The following is a 22,087-nucleotide window of genomic DNA, read 5'->3' as shown; positions in this document are numbered from 1 at the left end:
CTTCCGCTAGAACCTGTTCTATCTTGACGGCTCGTCAGGGCAGAGAGAGCAGGAGCGGCAACGGGAGGGCAGGACAGTGGACTTCACCTTCACCGAAGAGCAACAGGCAGCGGTCGAGGCGGCCAAGGCGGTCTTCGCGAGCGTCACGCCCGACGCGGTACCGAGCCCGGCCCTCACCCCGGGCGCCGTCTCCGAGGACCTCGACCGATCACTCTGGTCCCGCCTCGCCGCCGCCGACCTGCTCGGTCTCGTCCTGCCCCCCGAGCACGGCGGCGCCGGACTCGACCCCGTCGCGTTCTGCCTCGTGCTGCGCGAATCCGCCCGCGTCCTCGCCCGCGTACCCCTGCTGGAAACGGGCGCCGTGGCGATGACCATCGCCCGGTACGCGGACCCGTCGACGGCCGCCGCGCTCCTCCCCCGAGTCGGCCGCGGTGACCTCGTCCTCACCGCCGCCTCCCACGGACGCACCGGCCACGACCCGGCCGACCGCGCCGTCACCGCCCGCCGCGACGGCACCACCTGGATCCTCGACGGACTCCAGAGCACCGTCCCCTGGGCACACGGCGCCGACCTCATCGCGGTCCCCGCGCACACCCCCGAGGACCGCACCGTCCTCGCCCTGATCCCCCGCACCCACGAAGGCGTCACTCTCGCCGAGCAGTACTCCACCAGCGGTGAACTCCTCGCCGAACTCCACCTCGACGCCGTACGCCTCGACAGCACCGAGGTCATCGACGCCGAAGGCGCCTGCGCGCGGCTGAGTGAGCTCCTCACCACCGGCACCTGCGCACTCGCCCTCGGACTCGGCGAGGCCGTCCTCACCATGACGAGCCAGTACACCGGCAAACGCGAACAGTTCGGCCACCCCGTGGCCACGTTCCAGGCCGTCGCCGTCCAGACCGCCGACCGCTACATCGACCTGCGCGCCATGGAGGCCACCCTCTGGCAGGCCGCCTGGCGCGTCTCCACCGGGGCCGACGGGGCGCTCCCCGCGGCCGGGGACATCGCCGTCGCGAAGATCTGGGCGTCCGAGGGCGTCCGGCGCGTGGTGCAGACCGCCCAGCACCTGCACGGGGGCTTCGGCGCCGACACCGACTACCCCCTGCACCGCTACCATGCCTGGGCCAAGCAGCTCGAACTGTCCCTCGGCCCCGCAGGCGCCCACGAGGAGGCCCTGGGCGACCTCCTGGCCACCCACCTCCTGGCCTGACGACCCAGGCCTCAGCTCAGCTCAGAAGAGCTCAGAGGACGAAAGCCGGGCTCCCGCTTCCCGTCACCATCGGACGCCCGGCACCGTCCCAGGCGAGCATCCCGCCGTCGATGTTCACCGCGTCGAAGCCCTGCTGCACCAGATACTGCGTGACCTGCGCCGACCGGCCGCCCACCCGGCACATCACATAGGCACGACCGTGCTCGGCCACCGCCTCCGTCACCTCACCGAAGCGCGCCACGAAGTCGCTCATCGGCACGTGCAGCGCACCCTCGACATGCCCGGCTTCCCATTCGTTGTCCTCCCGGACGTCCAGCACCAGCGCATCGGCCGGCACGGCAGCCGCGTCCACCGAGGGCAGCGGGGAGAAATTCATGGGACTGGCCTTCTCTCGTCAGAACCGCCCGACGAAGTTCGAGCGCACGGAAAAAACCTACTCCACCAGCTTGGCAAGCTCGGTCTCACGCTCGGAGACCTGCGCGAGCAACTGCTCCGCGACCTCCTCCAGGAGCCGGTCCGGGTCGTCCGGAGCCATCCGCAGCATCGCGCCGATGGCGGACTCCTCCAGCTCACGCGCCATCACGGACAGCAGGTCCTTGCGCTGCGCCAGCCACTCCAGGCGGGCGTACAGCTCCTCGCTCTCGCTGAGCCGCTCCTCGGCCGGCACAGGACCGGCCGCCCATTCGTCGGAGAGCTCGCGCAGCTGCGCCTCGTCGCCTCGGGCGTAGGCGGCGTTCACCCGCGTGATGAACTCCTCGCGGCGCTGCCGCTCGGCGTCCTCCCTGGCCAGGTCGGGGTGGGCCTTGCGGGCCAGCTCGCGGTAGAGCCTGCGGGCCTCCTCGCTGGGCCGGACCCGCTTCGGCGCCTGCACCGGCCGCTCGTTGAGCATCGCCGCCGCCTCGGGGGAGAGGCCGTCGGAGTCGATCCAGTCGTGGAACAGCTCCTCCACCCCGGGCATGGGCATGACCGCGGCCCGCGCCTCCTGGGCCCGCCGCAGATCCTCGGGATCCCCGGTACGCGCCGCCCGCGCCTCGGCGATCCGCGCGTCGAGCTCGTCGAGCCGCGCGTACATGGGGCCGAGCTTCTGGTGGTGCAGCCGCGAGAAGTTCTCCACCTCGACCCGGAAGGTCTCGACGGCGATCTCGAACTCGATCAGCGCCTGCTCGGCGACCCGCACGGCCCGCTCCAGCCGAGCCTCGGGCCGCTCGTCCGCAGCCGGCGCCTCCGCCCCCCGCGCGCCACCGGCGGACGCCCCACCACTCACAGACGCCTCACTCTCAGCCCGCTCGCCACCCACGGACGGCCCGCTCTCAGCCCGCTCGCCACCCACGGACGGCCCGCTCTCAGCCCGCTCCGGACCCGCGGACGGCCCGCTCTCGGCCCGCTCGCCACTCACAGACGGCTCGCCCGCAGGCCGCTCGTCCGCGGACCGCTCGGGCTCGGGCCCGTCGTTCGCACCCTGGTCCACGCTCACGTTCACGCCCGCCCACGTCCTCGCTCCGGCTCGTCCCACCCAGCCTACGGTCCTTCGGGGGGGCCTCCCCCCTCCCTCCCCCTCCCCTCCCTCCCCCCGGTGCGGGCGTCGGTCAGACGCCCAGTTCCGCAGCTATCCGCCCCGCCCTGACCGCGGCGAGCAGGTCGGCGTGGTCCGCGGTGGTGCGGTCCGCGTACGTGACGGCGAACGACGCGACCGCCTCGTCCAGCTCCTCGTTCTTGCCGCAGTAGCCGGCTATCAGACGCGGATCGGCGCTGTGGGCGTGCGCCCGGGCCAACAGCGCCCCGGTCATCCGGCCGTAGTCGTCGACCTGGTCCACGGTGAGCGCGGCGGGGTCGACGCTGCCCTTGCGGTTACGGAACTGGCGCACCTGGAAGGGGCGCCCTTCGACGGTGGTCCAGCCGAGCAGGTTGTCGCTCACCACCTGCATCCGCTTCTGCCCGAGGACCACCCGCCGCCCCTCGTGGCCGTGGTCCGGCACGGTGAAGCCCACGGCCGGCAGATACGGCAGGAGGGCAGAGGGTCTCGCCTCCTTCACCTGGAGCACCAGCGGCTCGCCGCGGTGGTCGAGCAGCAGCACGACGTAGGAACGGGTGCCGACGCTGCCGGTGCCGACGACCCGGAAGGCCACGTCGTGGACGGCGTACCGCGCGAGGAGCGGCAGCCGGTCCTCGGACACGGTCTCCAGATAGGCCCCGAGGGAGGCGGCGACGGCCGCCGCCTCGCCGTCGGGAACCCTGCGCAGTACCGGGGGAGCGTCCACGAATCTGCGGCCGCCGCCCTCGGCTTCGGTCACGGCCTCGGTCGAGCGGGCGGCGAACCGGGCGCTGGTGTTGTTCCGGGCCTTCGCGGAGACCCTTTCCAGGGTGCCGAGGAGGTCGCGGGCGTCGGTGTGCGAGACGAGTTCCTCGTCGGCTATCGCGTTCCAGGCGTCGAGGGCGGGCAGCCGGGCCAGGAGGCGCATGGTGCGCCGGTAGGCGCCGACGGTGTCGAACGCGGCCGCCCGGCACACCTCCTCGCTCGCGCCGACTTCGCGCCCGGCGAGGACGAGAGAGGTGACGAGCCGCTTGAGGTCCCATTCCCAGGGGCCGACGATCGTCTCGTCGAAGTCGTTGAGATCCATGACGAGCCGGCCGCGGGCGTCGCCGTAGAGGCCGAAGTTGGCGGCGTGGGCGTCGCCGCACAGCTGGGCGGATATCCCGGTGACGGGGGTCGTGACGAGGTCCTGCGCCATCAGTCCGGCGGATCCGCGCAGGAAGGCGAAGGGGCTCGCCGCCATCCTCCCGACCCGTATCGGTGCGAGCTCGGGCACCCGGTCCCGGCTGGAGTCCTCTACGGCGCGGACGGCGTCCGGCCGGTCGGCCGCGAGGGCCGGCCGGTCGTGCGCGGAGCGGGGCACGCGGCCGCGCAGTCCCTTGCCGGCGTCCCTGGAGGAGACCTCTGCGCCGCTGTCTGCCGCACGGCGCGCGAAGCCCGTCACGTGCGGGACGCGCTCACCGTCCGCCGCCCCGTCCGTACCGCGCTGTCCCGGCACCACGGCCCGGATCTCGTCCATGGGATGCCCTCCCCCGATGCGATGTCCAACATCATCCGGCCCTGACGGTACCGCCGCACCTGATCGACCGTCTCCCCCTGTGGACAACGCCCTGTGGACAACCTCAGACGGCGACCGCCTCCTCCATGTCCTCCTCCATCTCCTCCTCGATCCCGTCCCCTGCCGGGACCTTCTCCCCGACCTTCGTCCCGACCTTCTCCTCGGCCTTCTCCTCGGCCTTCTCCTCGGCCTTCAACCCGCCCGCCGTCCTCAAGGTCTCCGCCCCGGCCTTCACGGCGCCGTTCCTCCTGGCCTCCACGACCCCCGCGGTCACCACGAGGGCGGCTCCGGCGAGGAACCACAGGGCGAGGACGAGGACGTGTCCGCCGAGCGCGTGACCGCCGAAGTACACATGGCTGCGGACGCCTTCGACGAAGCCCGCGCCGTTCCAGAAGGCGTGCAGCGCGCCGAAGAAACCGGGCTGGAGCTCGGGCCGGTAGATGCCGCCGGAGCTCGTGAAGTTGAGCATGACGAAGAGCACCATCAAGCCGAGCGTGGTCCAGCGGCGCAGGAACGTGTGGAGGCCGACGCCGACGAGCAGGATGCCCGCCGCGTACAGCCAGGACATCGCCCAGACTCCGCCGAGCCCCTGGTCGACGAGGTGGAAGACCGGTCCGGCGAACAGGGTGCCGATCAGGCTGACGACCAGCGACATCCCGGCGGCGAGGAGGGCCCTGATCCGCATGGGCAGGACGGCGCCGGCTCCGCCGATGACGGCGACCGAGGCGTAGGAACCGATGCTGAGGGCGACGAGCAGGAAGAAGACCCCCTGGCCGGTGGGGTCGCCGGAGGCGACGGGGGCGACGTCGGTGACCTCGAGCGGGGCGTCCTGTGCGGCGGCGACCTTGGTGAACACCTTCTCGAGGGCCATGGCGCTGGTGTCGGACGAGCCCGAGGCGACGAGGAGCTCGGGCTTCTCGCCGGGGACGTAGGCCCCGAAGCTGCCCTGCTCGCGCAGCGAGGTGACGGCCGTGTCCCGGTCGGCGACGGTACGGACGTCGAGCGCACCGGCGCCCTCGTCCTGGAGCGTCTGCGCGAGGACCTGGGCGCTCGGTCCGGAGCCGACGACGTCGACGCGCAGGTCGTGGGGCGCGGGGGCGTGGAAGGCGCCGAGGTAGGCCAGGCCCATGCCGACGCACATCAGCAGGGGAGTGAGCAGATGCCCGAGGACATGCCGCAACGCGCCGTTGGTACTCGGTCCTGCGGACACCGGGAACCTCCATGGTTGGCTTTTACAACTAAAGAACCGTTGTACTATACAACTGAACCCGCAGGCAACGACACCCGACGACAGGGGAGCGCACCATGACCGGTGGCGCAGAGGTACCGCGCGAGGCGTCCGTGGACGTCATCCAGCGCGAGCTGACGGCCTTCGCGCGCCGCGCCCGCGCCGCGGCGGCCCGGGTCCACCCCGAGCTCCCGCTCGTCTCCTACACGCTGCTCGCCCACATCGACGACCAGCGCGGCTGCCGCGCCACGGACCTCGCGGCCCACTACCTGCTGGACAAGTCGACGGTCAGCCGCCAGGTCGCCACCCTGGAGAAGCTCGGCTTCGTCGAGCGGCGGCCCGCCCCCGACGACCACCGCGTCCAGGTCCTGCACCCCACCGAGGCGGGCGCCGAGGTCCTCGCGTCAGCGCAGACGAGCCGCCTCGCCGCCTACCAGGAACGCCTCAGGGACTGGTCGGCCGACGACCTCGCCCGGTTCGCCGCGTACCTGCTCCGCTACAACACCGCGAGCACGAGCGGCCACCCGGACACCACCCCGCGCTGACCCACCCGACCCGGCCCCACGCCAGGAGAGGCCTACAGCCCCGCGTCCCGGGCCAGCAGCGCCGCCTGCACCCGGTTCTCGCAGTCCAACTTGGCCAGGATCCGGCTCACGTACGTCTTCACCGTGGCCTCGCTCATGTGCAGCCGCCGGCCCGCGTCCGCGTTGGACAGCCCTTCTCCGAGCACGGCCAGCACGTCGCGCTCCTTCTGGCTCAGCGCCGCCACCCGCACCCGCGCCTGCTCCGACCGCGCGGCCTCCCGGCCCGTGGCGAGCCGCTCCACCACGTGCCGGGTCGCCGCCGGCGACAGATAGGCGTCCCCCGCCGCCGCCGCTCGCACCGCCCTGATCAGCTCGGCAGGCGCCGTGTCCTTGAGCAGGAACCCGGCTCCCCCGTGCTCCAGGGCCCGCAGCACGTTCTCCCGCTCACCGAAGGTCGTCAGGACGATCACCCGGGCTGCCGGTGCGGCCCGACGCAGCTCCGGCAGCGCGGAGAGGCCGTCGAGCACCGGCATCTGGATGTCGAGCAGCACCACGTCAGCGGCGTGCGCCCGCGCCGCCTCGACGGCCGCCCGGCCGTCGGCCGCCTCGGCGACCACCTCGATGTCCGGGTCCGAGATGAGGATCATCCGGATCCCGGCCCGGATCAGGGGCTCGTCATCGGCGATCACGACCCTGATGGGCTGCCCTGCCACAGCTTCTCCCCCACGACTCCGATGGGGCCGAGGACAGCGTCACCGCTGCTCGACCACGTACGACTTCTTCTCGATCAGCTTGCCGTCCTTGAAGCAGAACCGGAAAACGGGCTCCTCGTCGAAGGACTCACCGGTCTCCGAGGAGAGCAGCAGCAGACAGTCGGCGCCCTCCGGCCGCTCGGGCCCCTTGCCGCCCAGGCCCGCGGTGGCGATCGAGTCGCCCGAAGGGAGTCGGTCGCGGACGTCGCGCTCGGTCATCCCGACCTTCACCGCGTCGTACTGCTCGGGTTCGATCATCCCTTTCTCCAACGAACCGATCATGAAGAAGAGACCGAAGCCCGCCGCCACCACGAGCAGGACGACCGCGCCGAGCGCGATCCCGCAGCCCAGCGCGACCCCGCCGCCCGCGCCCATGCCCCTGCCTCTGCCCCCGCGCACCGCCATCGCCAGCTCCCGCTCCGTGAACGTCCAGTCGGCCGGTCCGACCACGACCGGACGACCATCGCCCACCAGAGGTCTCGTCGACTGCTGCCGGAAGTCGTCGGCGGCATCGACCAAAGGCGCTGCCTCGGCGACGGGTGCCGCTCCGTACGGCAGCATCCCGGCCACGCGGAACCCGCCTCCGTCGGCCGGACCCGCGTGACACATGCCGCCGACCAGCCGGGCGCGCTCGGCGAGTCCCGTCAACCCCTGTCCGCCGCTCACCACGTCCTTGGCCGGGCCGCCCGTCGACGCCTCGTTGAGGACCTCCACGACGAAGGTGTCCGGCTCGTACCGCAGCTCGACGGCGATCGGCGCCCCCGGCGCGTACTTGTAGGCGTTGGTCAGCGCCTCCTGCACGATTCTGTACGCGGCGTGGTCCGCGGCCGGTGCAAGCGGCCGCTCCTCCCCGAGCCGGCTCAGCCCGACGGTGGTTCCGGCCGCCCTGGCCGCCACCACGAGCCCCTCGATGCCGGCGGTCCCCCGCGCCGCCCGCCCCGTCTCGTCCCCGGCCCGCGCGGGCGCCGAAGCCGTTCCCTCCGTCGCCTCGATCCCGTCGCGCAATATGCCGACGACCTCCCGCAGCTCCTGCATCGCCGTCACCGAGGCGTTCCGCAGGACTCCGACGACCTCGCGCTGCCGCTCGCTCAGCTCCCGGTCCACCTCCAGGGCCCCCGTGTGCACGGCGATCAGCGCCAGCTGGTGCCCGAGGCTGTCGTGCATGTCCTGGGCGATCCGCTGCCGCTCCCGCAGCCGCGCCTGCCAGGCCACCATCGTCCGCTCCCGCAGCAGCTGCGCGTTGCGCTCCTGGAGGGCGTGCAACAGGGTCCGCCGCTGGGTCCAGTAGCGGTGGGCGAGCCCGGGCGCCAGGGTGGTGCCGAGGTAGTAGAGGGTCGCGAGGAAGGCCACCGTGAGCAGCCGCTGCCGGTCCCAGGTCTCCAGGAGCGTCCCGCCGACGTCCAGGACGAAGGCGGCCATGAACGCGGCCAGCGCCCGCCCGGCGCCTGCGATGTACCGGCCGGCCGACCAGCTGACCACGATCAGCAGCGGCCCGAATCCGGGCAGGAAGGGAGCGAGCGCCGCGGCGACGACGAGTACGCCCGCGGGCAGCCTGCGCCGCAGCAACGACAGCACGGCGGCACCGGCGGCGACCCCGGCGAGCCGCCAGCCCTCACCTCCCAGGAGCTCCTCGCTCCCGGCGGCGAGCAGCGCGACGACCACGGCGAGCGAGATCTCACCGGCGGTCCTGCGCCGCGACCAATGTCCCGGTACGGCGAACCATCCCCACCAGGCGGCGACCCTGCCCCCGATCGCGGTCCCGACCCCAGCCCCGGTCCCGGTCTCGTTCCCGCTCGCGCCCGGGTCCCCCGATTTCGACATAACGTCCACGCTCGCACCCTAGGCAGCGACCCCACCCGCGGACGTCCGTCTTTCGTCTCGCCCGGCGACGACAAAAGTCGCGACCTCGCCCCGCCCCACCCCGGAGGCGACCCCGCGGGCCCGACGTGGGAAGGCTCACACTCCGCGGCACACACGCGAAAGCCCCGTAGGTCGATGACCTACGGGGCTTTCGTCTGGTGCGCGAGGGGGGAGTTGAACCCCCACGCCCTTTCGGGCACTGGAACCTGAATCCAGCGCGTCTGCCTATTCCGCCACCCGCGCATTGGTGGCCTCCATGCCCTCTCACCTTTCGGTGCGAGCGCCTGGCGACATCTGAAGATTAGCACGTCGCAGACCGTGGATTCACATCCCTTGTTTCGCCCCCACTCCCGCAGAACAAGGAGAGAGGGAGGCCTGAGGGAGACCCCGAAGGGAACGAGTGGGGAAGGACAGGAAGGGGAGACAGGAAAGCGAAGGAGACGGAACGACCGGATGCAACGGATGGAACGGGTGGACCGGATGCAACGGATGCAACGGGCGGAACAGGTGGAAGGGAGGGAAGGGAGGGAACGGGTCGAACGGAAGGAGACGGGAGGAAGGTGACGGACCGCACTCCGTCTCCGGGGCCGGACCCCGGTCCCACCGCCGCTCCCTCGGCCGGGTGCGGGACACTGTCCACAGGCCACCTCTACGATCCGGGGGAAAGGTCTGTGAGAGGTGACACTCGTCCACAGGGCAGAGAAGGGGAACCAGCCGATTTCCCGACGCGTGGATACGATCAGTAAGCAGTACCAGGACGACAACGACGGAGGAGGTGCCCCATGGGAGTCCTGAAGCGATTCGAGCAGCGTCTCGAAGGTCTGGTCAACGGCACCTTCGCCAAGGTCTTCAAGTCCGAGGTCCAGCCCGTCGAGATCGCCGGCGCGCTCCAGCGCGAGTGCGACAACAACGCGACGATCTGGAACCGCGAGCGGACCGTCGTCCCGAACGACTTCATCGTGGAGCTGAGCGCGCCGGACTACGAGCGCCTCAGCCCCTACTCGGGTCAGCTCGGCGACGAGCTCGCCGGCCTGGTCCGGGACTACGCGAAGCAGCAGCGGTACACCTTCATGGGCCCGATCAAGGTCCATCTGGAGAAGGCCGACGACCTCGACACCGGTCTCTACCGGGTGCGCAGCCGCACCCTCGCGTCGAGTACGTCACAGCCGCAGCCGCCCGCGGCCGGACACCAGCAGCACCAGCAGCCCCACCAGCAGCAGGGCCAGGCGCAGGGCCGCGGCGGTTACGGGTACCCCCCGGCCGGCGCCCCGCCCATGCCCGCCTCGCCCCCTCCCGGCGCCCCCGGCCAGCGGCCGACGGCAGCCGCGGGACGCCCGGCGGGCGGCCCCGTGGCCATGCCCGGCACGGGATCCGGGGCCGGAGCGGGCTCCCAGGTCCGCCGCTGGATCGAGATCAACGGCACCCGCCATCAGATCTCCCGCCCGACCCTGGTCCTCGGCCGCAGCACCGACGCGGACGTGAGGATCGACGATCCCGGCGTCTCCCGCCGGCACTGCGAGATCCGGACCGGAACGCCCTCGACGATCCAGGATCTGGGATCCACCAACGGCATCGTGGTGGACGGGCAGCACACCACCCGCGCTACGCTCCGCGACGGCTCGCGGATCGTCGTGGGTAGTACCACCATCGTTTACCGGCAAGCCGAAGGGTGAAGCGGGGGCAATGTCAGAGCTGACCCTGACGGTCATGCGGTTGGGTTTCCTGGCCGTTCTGTGGCTGTTCGTCATCGTGGCCGTCCAGGTCATCCGTAGCGACCTGTTCGGAACGCGGGTGACGCAGCGCGGTTCACGGCGCCAGGACGCCCGGCCGCAGCAGAACACGCGCCAGCAGGCCGCCGCGCCGCCGCAGCAGCGTGGGCAGCAGCCCACCGCGGGCGGGCGGCAGCGCCGTGGCGCGCCGACCAAGCTGGTCGTCTCCGAGGGCACCCTCACCGGCACCACCGTCGCCCTCCAGGGCCAGACGATCACGCTGGGCCGGGCGCACGATTCGACGATCGTGCTGGACGACGACTACGCGTCCAGCCGGCACGCCAGGATCTACCCGGACCGGGACGGCCAGTGGATCGTCGAGGATCTCGGGTCCACGAACGGCACCTATCTCGACCGGACCCGCCTCACCACCGCGACGCCGATTCCGCTGGGCGCGCCGATTCGCATCGGCAAGACCGTCATCGAGCTGCGGAAGTAGTACGACAATGAGCGGAGCGACCGGAGGGTGGGCAGTGTGGGTCGAGACCGGCTGTACCCCGATGCAGCGTCGACAGGGCAGGTGCGCATGACTCTGTCCCTGCGTTTCGCCGCGGGCTCCCACAAGGGCATGATCCGCGAGGGCAACGAGGACTCCGGCTACGCCGGCCCCCGGCTGCTCGCCATCGCCGACGGCATGGGCGGCCAGGCCGCCGGTGAGGTCGCCTCCTCCGAGGTGATCTCCACGCTCGTCACGCTCGACGACGACGTCCCCGGTTCCGACATCCTCACCTCGCTCGGTACGGCGGTGCAGCGCGCCAACGACCAGCTGCGGATGATGGTCGAGGAGGACCCGCAGCTCGAGGGCATGGGCACGACGCTCACGGCCCTGCTGTGGACCGGTCAGCGCCTCGGCCTCGTGCATGTCGGCGACTCACGCGCGTACCTGCTCCGTGACGGTGTCCTCACCCAGATCACGCAGGACCACACCTGGGTCCAGCGCCTCGTCGACGAGGGCCGGATCACCGAGGAAGAGGCCACCACCCACCCGCAGCGTTCGCTCCTCATGCGCGCGCTCGGCAGCGGTGACCACGTCGAACCCGATCTCTCCATCCGCGAGGTCCGGGCCGGCGACCGCTATCTGATCTGCTCCGACGGCCTGTCCGGCGTGGTCTCCCACCAGACCCTCGAGGACACGCTCGCCAGCTACCAGGGCCCGCAGGAGACCGTGCAGGAGCTGATCCAGCTCGCGCTGCGCGGCGGCGGCCCCGACAACATCACGGTGATCGTCGCCGACGTCCTCGACGTCGACGGCGGCGACACCCTCGCCGGTCACCTCAGCGACACCCCGGTCATCGTGGGCGCGGTCGCCGAGAACCAGGCGGCCCAGCTGAACGACGGCGGGGCGATGCAGACGCCCGCCGGCCGCGCCTCCGGCCTCGGCCGCCCGGCCCCGCACCAGCAGCCGCCCGCGGGCGGCTTCGGTCCGCCCGGCAGCGGCGACGACCACGGCTACGGCGGCATGCCGCCGCAGGGCTCCTTCGAGTCGTACACGGACGACGACTTCGTCAAGCCGCGCACGGGCCGCAAGTGGCTCAAGCGCTCCTTCCTCCTCGTCCTGGCCCTCGCCGTCGTCGGCGGCGGGCTCTACGGCGGCTGGCGGTGGACGCAGACGCAGTACTTCGTCGGCTCCAAGGACCAGCACGTGGCGCTCTACCAGGGCATCAGCCAGGACCTGGCCTGGGTCTCGCTGTCGAAGGTCGAGAAGGACCACCCCGAGATCGAACTCAAGTACCTCCCCGCCTACCAGCGGAAGCAGGTCGAGGACACGATCGCGGGCGGCACCCTCGGCAAGGCCGAGACGAAGATCTCCGAGCTGGCGGCGCAGGCCTCGGCCTGCAAGAAGACCGAGCAGCGCCGCGCCGCCGCCGAGAAGGCCGCGGACCAGGCGAGCAAGCCGCCGGCCGAGACGCCGGAAGGCACGGCCACCCCTGACTCCAAGCCCACCACAGCCGCTCCGTCCCCGGGTCCCACCCTCACCGCGGAGGAGCAGAAGCTGGCCTCGAACTGCGGCAAGCAGTAAGCACCCGTAGGGGGCCTTTCACCACCATGAGCGTTGTCACCAACACGACCACCATCGGCGCGATCGAGGCGCCGAGCCGCCGCAACACCGAGCTGGCGCTGCTCGCGTTCGCCGTCGTCATCCCGGTGTTCGCGTACCTCAACGTGGGCCTGGCCATCGACGGCAAGGTCCCGGCCGGCATGGCCGGGTACGGGCTCGGTCTCGCCCTGCTCGCGGGCGTCGCGCACCTCGTGGTGCGGAAGTGGGCCCCGTACGCGGACCCGCTGCTGCTGCCCCTCGCGACCCTGCTCAACGGCATGGGCCTGGTGCTGATCTGGCGCCTCGACCAGTCGCCGCGGCTGATCGCCACCTCGATGCGCCTGTACGACAGTTTCAGCCCGGACGCGCCGAGCCAGATGATGTACTCGGCGATCGGCATCGCCATGTTCGTGGGCGTGCTGCTGCTGCTGAAGGACCACCGTGTCCTCCAGCGCTACACGTACATCTCCATGGTGGTGTCCCTCGTCCTGCTGCTGCTGCCGCTGGTCCCGGGCCTCGGCACGGACAGCTTCGGCGCCAAGATCTGGATCCGGGTCGGCGGCTTCTCGATCCAGCCCGGCGAGTTCGCCAAGCTGGTCCTGGCGGTGTTCTTCTCCGGCTACCTGATGGTGAAGCGGGACGCGCTGGCGCTGGCCAGTCGCCGGTTCATGGGTCTCTACCTGCCCCGTGGCCGCGACCTCGGCCCGATCCTCACGATCTGGGCGGTCAGCCTCCTCATCCTGGTCTTCGAGAACGACCTCGGAACCTCGCTGCTGTTCTTCGGCATGTTCGTGATCATGCTGTACGTGGCGACCGAGCGGACCAGTTGGATCGTCATGGGTCTGCTGATGGCAGCGGGCGGCGCGGTCGCCGTCAGCTCCTTCGCGAGCCACGTCCAGTCGCGTGTGGCGGCCTGGCTCGACCCGTTCGAGTGCCTGAAGACGGCCACCGACCCCAACATGCTCAACGCCTGTGACCAGATGACCCAGGTGCTGATGTCCTTCGGCTCCGGCGGCATCCTCGGCACCGGCCTCGGCCAGGGCAACTCGGACCTGATCGGCTTCGCCGCCAACTCCGACTTCATCTTCGCCACCGTCGGCGAGGAGCTCGGACTCGCCGGTGTCATGGTCTTCCTGCTCATCTACGGGCTGATCGTCGAGCGCGGTGTCCGCACCGCCCTCGCCGCCCGTGACCCCTTCGGCAAGCTGCTCGCGATGGGCCTCTCCGGCGCCTTCGCACTCCAGATCTTCGTCGTCGCCGGCGGCGTGATGGGGCTCATCCCGCTCACCGGTATGACCATGCCGTTCCTCGCGTACGGCGGTTCCTCCGTGATCGCCAACTGGGCACTGATCGGCATCCTGATCCGGATCAGCGACACGGCGCGCCGTCCGGCGCCCGCGCCCGCCCCGTCCCCCGACGCCGAGATGACCCAGGTGGTCCGTCCGTGAACAAGCCGCTGCGCCGGGTCGCGATCTTCTGCGGCCTGCTCATCCTCGCCCTGCTCCTGCGGGACAACTGGGTGCAGTTCGTCCGCGCCGACGAGCTGACCTCGCATCCCAAGAACACCCGTGTCCGGATCGAGCGGTACGCGAACGAGCGCGGAAACATCATCGTCGACGGCAAGCCGATCACCGGCTCCGTCGACTCCAAGGACGAGTACTACAAGTACAAGCGCACCTACACCGACGGCCCCATGTGGGCCCCGGTCACCGGCTACGCCTCGCAGGCCTACGACGCCAACCAGATCGAGAAGATCGAGGACGGCATCCTCACCGGCAACGACGACCGGCTCTTCTTCGACCGCACGCTCTCCATGTTCACGGGCGAGAAGAAGAGGGGCGGAGACGTCGTCACCACCCTCAACGGCGCCGCCCAGAAGGCCGCCTTCGAGGGCCTCGGCGACAACACCGGCGCCGTCGTCGCGATCGAGCCGTCCACCGGCAAGATCCTCGCTCTGGCCTCCACTCCCTCGTACGACCCCGCCTCCTTCGCCGGCTACTCGAAGAAGGACGAGAAGGCCTGGGTCGCTCTGGAGAACGACAAGAGCAAGCCGAAGCAGAACCGCGCGATCCGCGAGATCTACCCGCCCGGCTCGGTCTTCAAGGTCGTCACCGCCGCCGCGGCGCTGGAGAACGGCAAGGTCACCGACATCAACGCGGCGACCGAGACGCCCGAGGGCTGGAAGATCCCGCTCTCCACGGTGCCGATGAAGAACCACTCCGGCGGCTGTGCCAACGCGAGCCTGAACGAGGCGCTGCGGGTCTCCTGCAACTCCGTCTTCGCGAAGCTCGGTGACGACGTCGGCCGCGACAAGATGGTGGAGATGGCCGAGAAGTTCGGCTTCAACGCCGAACAGTTCACCCCGGTCCGCTCCGCTGCCTCGGTCTACGACAAGAAGGCCGACCGCGGCGGTAACGCGCTGTCCTCCATCGGCCAGTTCAACACCGCGACCACCCCGCTCCAGATGGCGATGGTCACGGCGGCGATCGCCAACGACGGCAAGCTGATGAAGCCGTACATGGTCGACAAGCTGGTCGCCCCGAACCTCGACGTCATCAAGCAGAACGACCCGGAGGAGATGAGCCGGCCGGTCTCCCCGGAGAACGCCCAGAAGCTCCAGCAGATGATGGAGAACGTCGTCTCCAAGGGCACCGGCGGCAACGCCGACCTGAACATGGACGGCGTCAAGGTCGGCGGCAAGACGGGTACGGCCCAGCACGGCGAGAAGAACGCCAAGCGTCCGTACGCCTGGTTCATCTCGTATGCCAAGACCGACCAGGGCTCCCCGGTCGCCGTGGCCGTGATCGTCGAGGACTCCGAGGGCACCAACCGCGAGGACATCAGCGGTGGCGGCCTGGCCGCCCCGATCGCGAAGGACGTCATGAAGGCGGTCCTCAAGAGCCGGGGCTGATCCCGGAACGGTACGAAACACCGAGACGGTACGAACCAGGTACCGGTCAGGTATCAGCTACCGGCCCCGAGCGGTACGCCGTCCAGGGGCCGGTAGCGTATGCGCGAACAGCACACACCGCCGGACCACCCATGGGTGCGGTCGGGACAGACGGAGAGGGCTGGATTAGCTATGGAAGAGCCGCGTCGCCTCGGCGGCCGGTACGAGCTGGGCTCGGTGCTCGGCCGTGGTGGCATGGCCGAGGTGTACATCGCCCAGGACACCCGGCTCGGCCGCACCGTCGCCGTGAAGACGCTGCGGGCCGACCTGGCCCGCGATCCGTCCTTCCAGGCCCGGTTCCGCCGTGAGGCCCAGTCCGCCGCGTCGCTGAACCACCCGGCGATCGTCGCGGTCTACGACACCGGCGAGGACTACGTCGACAACGTCTCCATCCCGTACATCGTGATGGAGTACGTCGACGGGTCGACCCTGCGCGAGCTGCTGCACTCGGGCCGCAAGCTGCTGCCCGAGCGCACGCTCGAGATGACGGTCGGCATCCTCCAGGCGCTCGAGTACTCGCACCGCGCCGGCATCGTGCACCGCGACATCAAGCCGGCGAACGTCATGCTGACGCGCACCGGCCAGGTCAAGGTCATGGACTTCGGCATCGCGCGCGCCATGGGCGACGCGGGCATGACCATGACCCAGACCGCCGCCGTGATCGGCACCGCCCAGTACCTCTCCCCGGAGCAGGCCAAGGGCGAGCAGGTCGACGCCCGGTCCGACCTGTACTCCGCGGGCTGCCTGCTGTACGAGCTCCTCACCGTCCGTCCGCCCTTCATCGGCGACTCCCCGGTCGCGGTCGCGTATCAGCACGTCCGCGAGGAACCGCAGCCGCCGAGCAACTTCGACCCCGAGATCACGCCGTCGATGGACGCCATCGTCCTCAAGGCACTGGTCAAGGACCCCGACTACCGCTACCAGTCGGCGGACGAGATGCGCGCGGACATCGAGGCCTGCCTCGACGGTCAGCCGGTCGCGGCCGCCGCGGCGATGGGGATGGGCATGGGCGGCGCGCCCGCGTACGGCGGGGGCTACGGCGGTTACGCCGAGGACCAGCCGACGACCGCCCTGCGCCAGGCCGACCCGGCCGGTCAGACGTCGATGATGCCCCCGATCAACGGGGACGACGGTGGCTACGGCTACGACGACCGCCCGGACCGTCGCCGCGGTGGTGGCCAGAAGAAGTCGAACACCTCGACGATCCTGCTGGTTCTCGCGGGCATCCTGGTGCTCGTCGGCGCGATCTTCATCGGTGTCTCGCTGATGGACAAGAACGAGGGCCCCCAGCAGGTCACGGTCCCCCAGCTCGTCGGTCAGCCGCTGAAGACGGCGGAGGGTCTCGCGGCCAACGCCCAGGTGAAGGCCGTCCAGGCCGGCACCGAGCGCTGCGAGGAGCCCAAGGGCTCCATCTGCCGCCAGGTCCCGGTCGCGGACAACGTCGCGAAGATGGACACCGGCAGCACGATCCAGGTGTACGTCTCCGAGGGCGCCCCCCTCGTAGAAGTCCCAGACGTCATCGAGCAGTCCCAGGAGCGCGCCGAGCAGACCCTCAAGGCCAAGGGCTTCACGGTCAAGGTCGAGCAGGAGGAGTCCCAGGACAACCCGGGCTCGGTCCTGCGCACGAACCCGGACGCCGGCACCAAGGCGGAGAAGAACTCCGAGGTGACGATCACTGTCGCGAAGCAGATGCTCTCCGAGCTTCCCGACCAGAAGGGCCGGACCTACGACCAGGCCGTCCAGCAGCTGAGCGCCGTCGGCTTCACCAATGTGGCCCGGCAGGACGTGGACTCCGACCAGCCCAAGGACACGGTCATCGACATGACCCCGCAGGGCGGCACGGACCAGCCGAAGGACGTCCAGGTCACGCTGAAGGTCTCCAAGGGCCCGCAGCAGACCCAGGTCCAGATCCCCGCGGACATCGGCGGCAAGCAGTTCAAGGACGTCAAGGCGCAGCTCGAGGCCTTGCAGCTGGTCGTCGTCCAGTCGGGCTCCGACAAGGAAGACGCCATGGTGATGACCTCGACCCCGGCGCCGGGTTCGATGGTCAACACCGGTGAGACGGTCACGGTCATCACCGTGGGCGGCACCGGTGGCGACCAAGGCGGCAACCCGGGTGGCAATCCTGGCGGAGACCAGGGCGGCGACCAGGGCGGCGGCGGCGGCTTCTTCGACTGACAGCCTGATCCGCACCCGTACGCGTACACACGACCGAGCCCCGGCATCCCAAGGATGCCGGGGCTCGGTCGTGGCCGGGACTCAGCCGAACGTCAGCGCAGTTCCGCCGGCGGGGTGCGGTCGCGGTCGACCTTTTCCGTGCGTTCCAGTTCGCCCCAGACGATGTACCGGTAGTCCGAGGTGTACATCGGGGTGCAGGTCGTCAGCGTGATGTAGCGGCCCGGCTTGCTCACGCCCGATTCCTTCGGGACGGGCTGGAGGACGTCCACGTTGAACTTCGTGGTCTCCGGCAGCGTCTTGTAGACCTTGTAGACGTACCAGGTGTCCTTGGACTCGAAGACGATCGGGTCGCCGGTCTTCAGCTTGTGGATGTTGTGGAACTTCGCGCCGTGCCCGTCGCGGTGCGCGGCCAGCGTGAAGTTGCCCTTCTTGTCCTGCGGGAGGGCGGACTTTATCGGGTCGAGGTAGTAGCCGGCGACGCCGTTGTTCAGGATGCCGGGGGTGGTGCCCTGCTTGACCAGGACCTCGCCGTTGTTCATGGCCGGCACGTGCAGGAAGCCGATGCCGTCCTTGGTGTCGAGGGCGCCGGGGCCGTCGGCCCAGCGGTCGCGGACCTGGGCACCGTCCTGGTCGGCCGCGCGGTCGGCGAGGACGTTGGTCCACCACAGCGAGTAGACGACGAAGAGTCCGAGCACCAGACCCGCTGTGATGAGGAGTTCGCCGAAGACGCTGATGGTCCCGGCGATCCGGTTGCGCGCGCGTGCCACTAGGTCGTCCCGTCGTCCCGTCCGGAGGTGTCGGGTCTCAGCCTACGAGTGCCTCGGGCTTTCCCTTGCTGCGCGGGCGTTCCTCGACCAACGTGCCCCAGACGATCATGCGGTACGTGCTCGTGAACTCGGGCGTGCACGTGGTCAGCGTGATGTACCGGCCTGGCTTCGTGAAGCCGGACCCCTTCGGGACCGGGTCGATCACCGAGATGTTCGACGGCGCGGTCTGGGGCAGGATGCTCGCCATCGCGTAGGTGTAGTACGCGTCCTGGGTCTCGACGACGATCGGGTCGCCGGGCTTGAGCTGGTTGACGTACCGGAACGGTTCGCCGTGCGTGTTGCGGTGTCCGGCCACGGCGAAGTTGCCCTGCTTGTCGGAGGGCATGGCCGTCTTGAGCTTGCCGTCGGCGTAGTGGCCGACCATGCCCTTGTCGAGGACCTTGGTCTTGTTGATGCCCTCGGCGATGGGCACGACGACGTCGAGCTTGGGGATGTACATGATGGCGAAGCCCTCGCCGGGCTCGAAGGCCTCCGGCTTGCTGTCGCCCTTCGCCCAGGTGTCCTCTATCTGTTCCTTGGCGCGGTCGGTCTGCTGACCGGCGCGGATGTTCGTCCACCACAGCTGGTAGGTGACGAAGAGGAGCATGACGACGCCGAAGGTGATGAAGAGTTCACCGATGATCCGGCTGGCGACGACACCGACGCTGTCCTTGGCCTCGCGGGCGGCGCGGCGGGCCTCGACGCGCGAGAGGGGGCGGGATTCGCCCGCCGTCCCCCTCCCCGCGCCGGCGGCGGGGGCGCTGCCGCGGCCCTTGCCTCTGCCGCCCTTGGCCGCGCGGCGCCGCTCGGCCCGCCCGGGCCCCTGAGGCCCCTGAGGCCCCTGAGGCGTCTCCACGGCCCGCAGGGCCACCGTCTCGTCCCGTGGGGCCGGTGAGGCCTGTGGGGGCTCCTCCGGCGCGTACGACGCGTACGTGGGCTCGTGAGAGGCCGCGTCATACGGCGGCTCGTACGGCGGCTCGTACGTCGGCTCGTGCGGCGGCTCATACCTCGGCTCGTGCGGTGCCTCGTAGGCGGGCTGCGGCGCGTACGTCGGCCGGGGGCCGTACGGAGCCTCGTACGCGGGGCCGGCCTGGGCCTCGTACGCGGGGGCCGCCTGGGTCTCGTACCCGGGGGCCGCCGGAGTCTCGTACGCCGTCGGCTCGTAAGGGAGTTGCTCCCCCTGCCCGTACGGGTCCACGGGTATCGGCTCCGGCCCCGGGCCTCCCCCGTCCCGGAACCACGGCGAGCCCGTCGTCACGCGACGGCCTTGCCCACCACCGGCGCGAGCCCCGCCGACCGGCCGACCGCCCCCTTATCGCCGCACCGCTCCAGCCAGTTCGCGAGCATCAGGTGGCCGTGCTCGGTGAGGACCGACTCGGGGTGGAACTGAACGCCTTCGACGGGCAGTTCACGGTGGCGCAGCCCCATGATGATGCCGTCCTCGGTCCGCGCGGTGACCTCGAGCTCGGCCGGCAGGGCGGCGGGCTCGGCGGCCAGCGAGTGGTAGCGGGTCGCCGTGAAGGGCGAGGGGAGGCCGGCGAAGACGCCCTTGCCCTCGTGCGTGACAGGGGAGGTCTTGCCGTGCAGCAGCTCGGGCGCACGGTCGACGACGCCGCCGTACGCCACGGCCATCGACTGCATGCCGAGGCAGACGCCGAAGACGGGCACGCCGGTGTCGGCGCAGTGCCGGACCATGTCGATGCAGACCCCGGCCTGCTCGGGCGCGCCGGGTCCGGGCGACAGCAGGACGCCGTCGAAGCCGTCCTGTGCGTGGCTCAGCTCGACCTCGTCATTGCGGAGGACTTCGCACTCGGCACCGAGCTGGTAGAGGTACTGGACGAGGTTGAAGACGAAGCTGTCGTAGTTGTCGACGACGAGAATGCGCGCGCTCACTGGCCGTCCACCGTCACATCGTTGAACGGAAGCAGGGGCTCCGCCCAGGGGAACACGTACTGGAAGAGGGCGTAGACCACCGCGAGTACCAGCACGATCGAGACCAGTGCCCGCACCCACGCGTTGCCCGGCAGATGCCTCCAGATCCAGCCGTACATGACGTCGACCGCCCCTTCCGTTCGTTACGGGGACCAGAGTACGGGGCGAGGGGGCCGTGGGGGGTCAGCTGTCCAAAGCCTGTGGACGACCGTCGGTCACCGGCTGTGTGGCGTCGAGGTGCGCCCAGACGATCAGCCGGTGGCTGCTGCCCCACTCGGGCTCGCAGGTGGTGAGGGTGAGGTAGCGGCCGGGCCCGTCGTAGCCGGCCGCGTTCTTCTTGAGGGGTTTCGGTACGGGGGCGACGACCCCGACGTCGGTGGGCAGGGTCCTGTAGGGGCCGCGGTCGATCCGGTACGTGAACCAGGTCGTCCCGTCGGTGAGGACGACCGCGTCGCCGGGGCGCAGCCGCGGGAAGTCCTTGAAGGGGTCGCCGTACGTGCGGCGATGGCCGGCGACGGCGAAGTTCCCGGTCGCGCCGAGGCGGGTGGTGGCCGCGTAGTGCCCGAGGCCCTTCTTCAGGACGCCCGAGTCTGTGCCTTCGAGGACGGGCCACTTCCAGTCCTTGCCGAGCCGGGGGACGTACATGACGGCGATCCCCTTGCCGGGGGCGTAGGGGCGCGTCGTGGGGGCGGGTGGGGACGAGGGCCCCGGCGCGGGCGCCGGTGCGAGCGGTGCGTCCGCCCACTCCCGCTGGAGGGTGTCGATCTGGCCGGCGCTCGCGCTCTCGGCCTGGACGCCGGTCCAGTACAGGACGTACACGACGAAGAGGACGATCAGGGTGCCGACGGTCAGGCACAGCTCGCTGAAGGTCCGCACGACGAGACGCAAGCCGCCCACGCGCCCCTCCCTGCAGTCCCTCCGGTCAGCTCACCGGCTTCGCGTAGTGGAGGTCCACTGTGCCCGAGTAGCCGGGCAGAGTCACCGCCTTGTGGTCGTCGACTTTCCAGCCGAGCCCGTACGCCTTGACGTACAGCTGGTAGTTCTGGAGAGCCGGGGACTGGGCGAGCGCCTTGCTCAGCTTCCCGCGGTCGCCGACGGCCGTGATCTTGTACGGGGGCGAGTAGACGCGGCCCTGGAGGATCAGGGTGTTGCCGACGCAGCGCACGGCGCTGGTGGAGATGAGCCGCTGGTCCATCACGCGGATGCCCTTGGCGCCGCCCTGCCACAGGGCGTTGACGACGGCCTGGAGGTCCTGCTGGTGGATGACGAGGTCGTTCGCCTGCGGCTCGGGGTAGCCCGGGGCCGCCTGGGCGTTGGGCGGGGCGTCGTCGAGGGTGACGGTGAGACCGGAGCCGGAGACCTCCTTGGTCCCCGCGGTCGCTTCGAGGGCGTCGAGCTTCGCGTCCTCCGCACGGGTGGAACCGTCGTCGCGGGCGGCGAGGCCGTCGACCTGGGAGCGGAGGGCGGCGGTGGACTCGTCGAGCCCGGCGTTCTTGTGGCTGCGTTCCTCGATGAGGTCGGAGAGCCTGAGCAGCGAGGCGTCCGTGCGGATGTTGGTGCCCTTGGCGGTGTTGAAGCTCGTGACGAAGATCAGTCCGGCGAGGGCGAAGACGGCAAGGGTGAGCACCCGGACGGGGCGCCACCTCGTGGTGCGGCCCGGCCCTGTGGGAGTGTCGGCGGAATTGCTCAACGTACCCTGATCCCCTTCGGTGCCGCGGAACCACTACGCTAACGGACGCCCGGGGGACGCA

At 70.6% G+C, this 22,087-nt stretch carries 20 protein-coding genes and 1 tRNA gene; 8 read left to right on the top strand and 13 right to left on the bottom strand.

Annotated features, from left to right (window positions below; all coding sequences use genetic code 11):
* The first annotated feature begins 76 nt into the window (after window positions 1-76).
* Window positions 77-1,210 (top strand): acyl-CoA dehydrogenase family protein, encoded by a 1,134-nt coding sequence (locus tag ACIBG6_RS18380; protein WP_399223616.1) that lies wholly within the window; start codon window positions 77-79, stop codon window positions 1,208-1,210.
* A 31-nt stretch (window positions 1,211-1,241) separates the two neighbouring features.
* Here ACIBG6_RS18380 and ACIBG6_RS18375 read toward each other — a convergent pair whose 3' ends face one another.
* The 4 genes from ACIBG6_RS18375 to ACIBG6_RS18360 all read right to left on the bottom strand — a co-directional run bounded on the left by ACIBG6_RS18375 (window position 1,242) and on the right by ACIBG6_RS18360 (window position 5,509).
* On the bottom strand, window positions 1,242-1,586 hold the full coding sequence (locus ACIBG6_RS18375) for a rhodanese-like domain-containing protein (protein ID WP_399223614.1): 345 nt from the start codon (window positions 1,584-1,586) through the stop codon (window positions 1,242-1,244).
* Between the two features lie 57 nt (window positions 1,587-1,643).
* On the bottom strand, window positions 1,644-2,474 hold the full coding sequence (locus tag ACIBG6_RS18370) for a hypothetical protein (protein ID WP_399223613.1): 831 nt from the start codon (window positions 2,472-2,474) through the stop codon (window positions 1,644-1,646).
* Window positions 2,475-2,796: 322 nt separating this feature from the next.
* A complete protein-coding gene (locus tag ACIBG6_RS18365) occupies window positions 2,797-4,260 on the bottom strand; it encodes a DUF2252 domain-containing protein (RefSeq protein ID WP_399223612.1) in 1,464 nt (487 codons plus the stop codon).
* A gap of 103 nt (window positions 4,261-4,363) precedes the next feature.
* Window positions 4,364-5,509, bottom strand: a complete 1,146-nt coding sequence (locus ACIBG6_RS18360; RefSeq protein WP_399223611.1) for a hypothetical protein — start codon at window positions 5,507-5,509, stop codon at window positions 4,364-4,366.
* A 95-nt stretch (window positions 5,510-5,604) separates the two neighbouring features.
* On the opposite strand from ACIBG6_RS18360, the gene ACIBG6_RS18355 reads away from it, so the two are divergent.
* Complete coding sequence (locus ACIBG6_RS18355; protein ID WP_399223610.1) at window positions 5,605-6,072, top strand: MarR family winged helix-turn-helix transcriptional regulator; 468 nt, start codon at window positions 5,605-5,607, stop codon at window positions 6,070-6,072.
* 32 nt (window positions 6,073-6,104) lie between these two features.
* Here the strand turns inward: ACIBG6_RS18355 and ACIBG6_RS18350 are convergent, their stop codons facing one another.
* From ACIBG6_RS18350 to ACIBG6_RS18340, 3 genes are all read right to left on the bottom strand, one after another.
* Window positions 6,105-6,764, bottom strand: a complete 660-nt coding sequence (locus ACIBG6_RS18350) for a response regulator (RefSeq protein ID WP_399223609.1) — start codon at window positions 6,762-6,764, stop codon at window positions 6,105-6,107.
* A gap of 39 nt (window positions 6,765-6,803) precedes the next feature.
* Window positions 6,804-8,624, bottom strand: coding sequence for a sensor histidine kinase (locus ACIBG6_RS18345; protein ID WP_399223608.1), 1,821 nt, complete (start codon window positions 8,622-8,624; stop codon window positions 6,804-6,806).
* A 195-nt stretch (window positions 8,625-8,819) separates the two neighbouring features.
* Window positions 8,820-8,906 (bottom strand) — tRNA-Leu (locus ACIBG6_RS18340).
* A gap of 539 nt (window positions 8,907-9,445) precedes the next feature.
* On the opposite strand from ACIBG6_RS18340, the gene ACIBG6_RS18335 reads away from it, so the two are divergent.
* The 6 genes from ACIBG6_RS18335 (at window position 9,446) to pknB (ending at window position 17,598) form a co-directional block, all read left to right on the top strand.
* Window positions 9,446-10,336 carry an FhaA domain-containing protein gene (locus tag ACIBG6_RS18335; RefSeq protein ID WP_399223607.1) on the top strand — a complete coding sequence of 297 codons (891 nt, stop codon included), beginning with the start codon at window positions 9,446-9,448 and terminating at the stop codon, window positions 10,334-10,336.
* Window positions 10,337-10,346: 10 nt separating this feature from the next.
* The gene (locus ACIBG6_RS18330) at window positions 10,347-10,871 is read left to right on the top strand and encodes an FHA domain-containing protein (protein WP_399223605.1); all 525 of its coding nucleotides are present in this window, start codon (window positions 10,347-10,349) and stop codon (window positions 10,869-10,871) included.
* 87 nt (window positions 10,872-10,958) lie between these two features.
* Complete coding sequence (locus ACIBG6_RS18325; RefSeq protein WP_399223604.1) at window positions 10,959-12,452, top strand: Stp1/IreP family PP2C-type Ser/Thr phosphatase; 1,494 nt, start codon at window positions 10,959-10,961, stop codon at window positions 12,450-12,452.
* Window positions 12,453-12,478: 26 nt separating this feature from the next.
* Entirely contained in the window at window positions 12,479-13,918 is a 1,440-nt protein-coding gene (locus tag ACIBG6_RS18320) for an FtsW/RodA/SpoVE family cell cycle protein (protein WP_399223603.1), read from the top strand.
* Window positions 13,915-15,381: a peptidoglycan D,D-transpeptidase FtsI family protein gene (locus ACIBG6_RS18315; RefSeq protein WP_399223602.1), complete on the top strand. Its 1,467-nt coding sequence runs from the start codon at window positions 13,915-13,917 to the stop codon at window positions 15,379-15,381. Before ACIBG6_RS18320 ends, ACIBG6_RS18315 begins: the two co-directional genes overlap by 4 nt.
* A gap of 171 nt (window positions 15,382-15,552) precedes the next feature.
* The gene (pknB, locus tag ACIBG6_RS18310) at window positions 15,553-17,598 is read left to right on the top strand and encodes a Stk1 family PASTA domain-containing Ser/Thr kinase (protein ID WP_399223601.1); all 2,046 of its coding nucleotides are present in this window, start codon (window positions 15,553-15,555) and stop codon (window positions 17,596-17,598) included.
* Window positions 17,599-17,690: 92 nt separating this feature from the next.
* Here pknB and ACIBG6_RS18305 read toward each other — a convergent pair whose 3' ends face one another.
* From ACIBG6_RS18305 to ACIBG6_RS18280, 6 genes are all read right to left on the bottom strand, one after another.
* On the bottom strand, window positions 17,691-18,365 hold the full coding sequence (locus ACIBG6_RS18305; RefSeq protein WP_399223600.1) for a class E sortase: 675 nt from the start codon (window positions 18,363-18,365) through the stop codon (window positions 17,691-17,693).
* A gap of 37 nt (window positions 18,366-18,402) precedes the next feature.
* A complete protein-coding gene (locus ACIBG6_RS18300) occupies window positions 18,403-19,662 on the bottom strand; it encodes a class E sortase (RefSeq protein ID WP_399223599.1) in 1,260 nt (419 codons plus the stop codon).
* Complete coding sequence (locus ACIBG6_RS18295) at window positions 19,659-20,297, bottom strand: aminodeoxychorismate/anthranilate synthase component II (protein WP_399223598.1); 639 nt, start codon at window positions 20,295-20,297, stop codon at window positions 19,659-19,661. Before ACIBG6_RS18295 ends, ACIBG6_RS18300 begins: the two co-directional genes overlap by 4 nt.
* Window positions 20,294-20,455 (bottom strand): hypothetical protein, encoded by a 162-nt coding sequence (locus tag ACIBG6_RS18290; protein WP_399223597.1) that lies wholly within the window; start codon window positions 20,453-20,455, stop codon window positions 20,294-20,296. Before ACIBG6_RS18290 ends, ACIBG6_RS18295 begins: the two co-directional genes overlap by 4 nt.
* Before the next feature lie 64 nt (window positions 20,456-20,519).
* Entirely contained in the window at window positions 20,520-21,224 is a 705-nt protein-coding gene (locus tag ACIBG6_RS18285; protein WP_399224009.1) for a class E sortase, read from the bottom strand.
* Between the two features lie 34 nt (window positions 21,225-21,258).
* Window positions 21,259-22,026, bottom strand: coding sequence for a DUF881 domain-containing protein (locus ACIBG6_RS18280; RefSeq protein ID WP_399223596.1), 768 nt, complete (start codon window positions 22,024-22,026; stop codon window positions 21,259-21,261).
* Window positions 22,027-22,087 lie beyond the last annotated feature (61 nt).

The organism is Streptomyces sp. NPDC050842, from assembly GCF_044456565.1.
In the GTDB taxonomy this organism is placed as follows: Bacteria; Actinomycetota; Actinomycetes; order Streptomycetales; family Streptomycetaceae; genus Streptomyces.
Note: the sequence above shows the minus strand (reverse complement) of the source record. Positions and strands in the feature narration are given on the sequence as shown.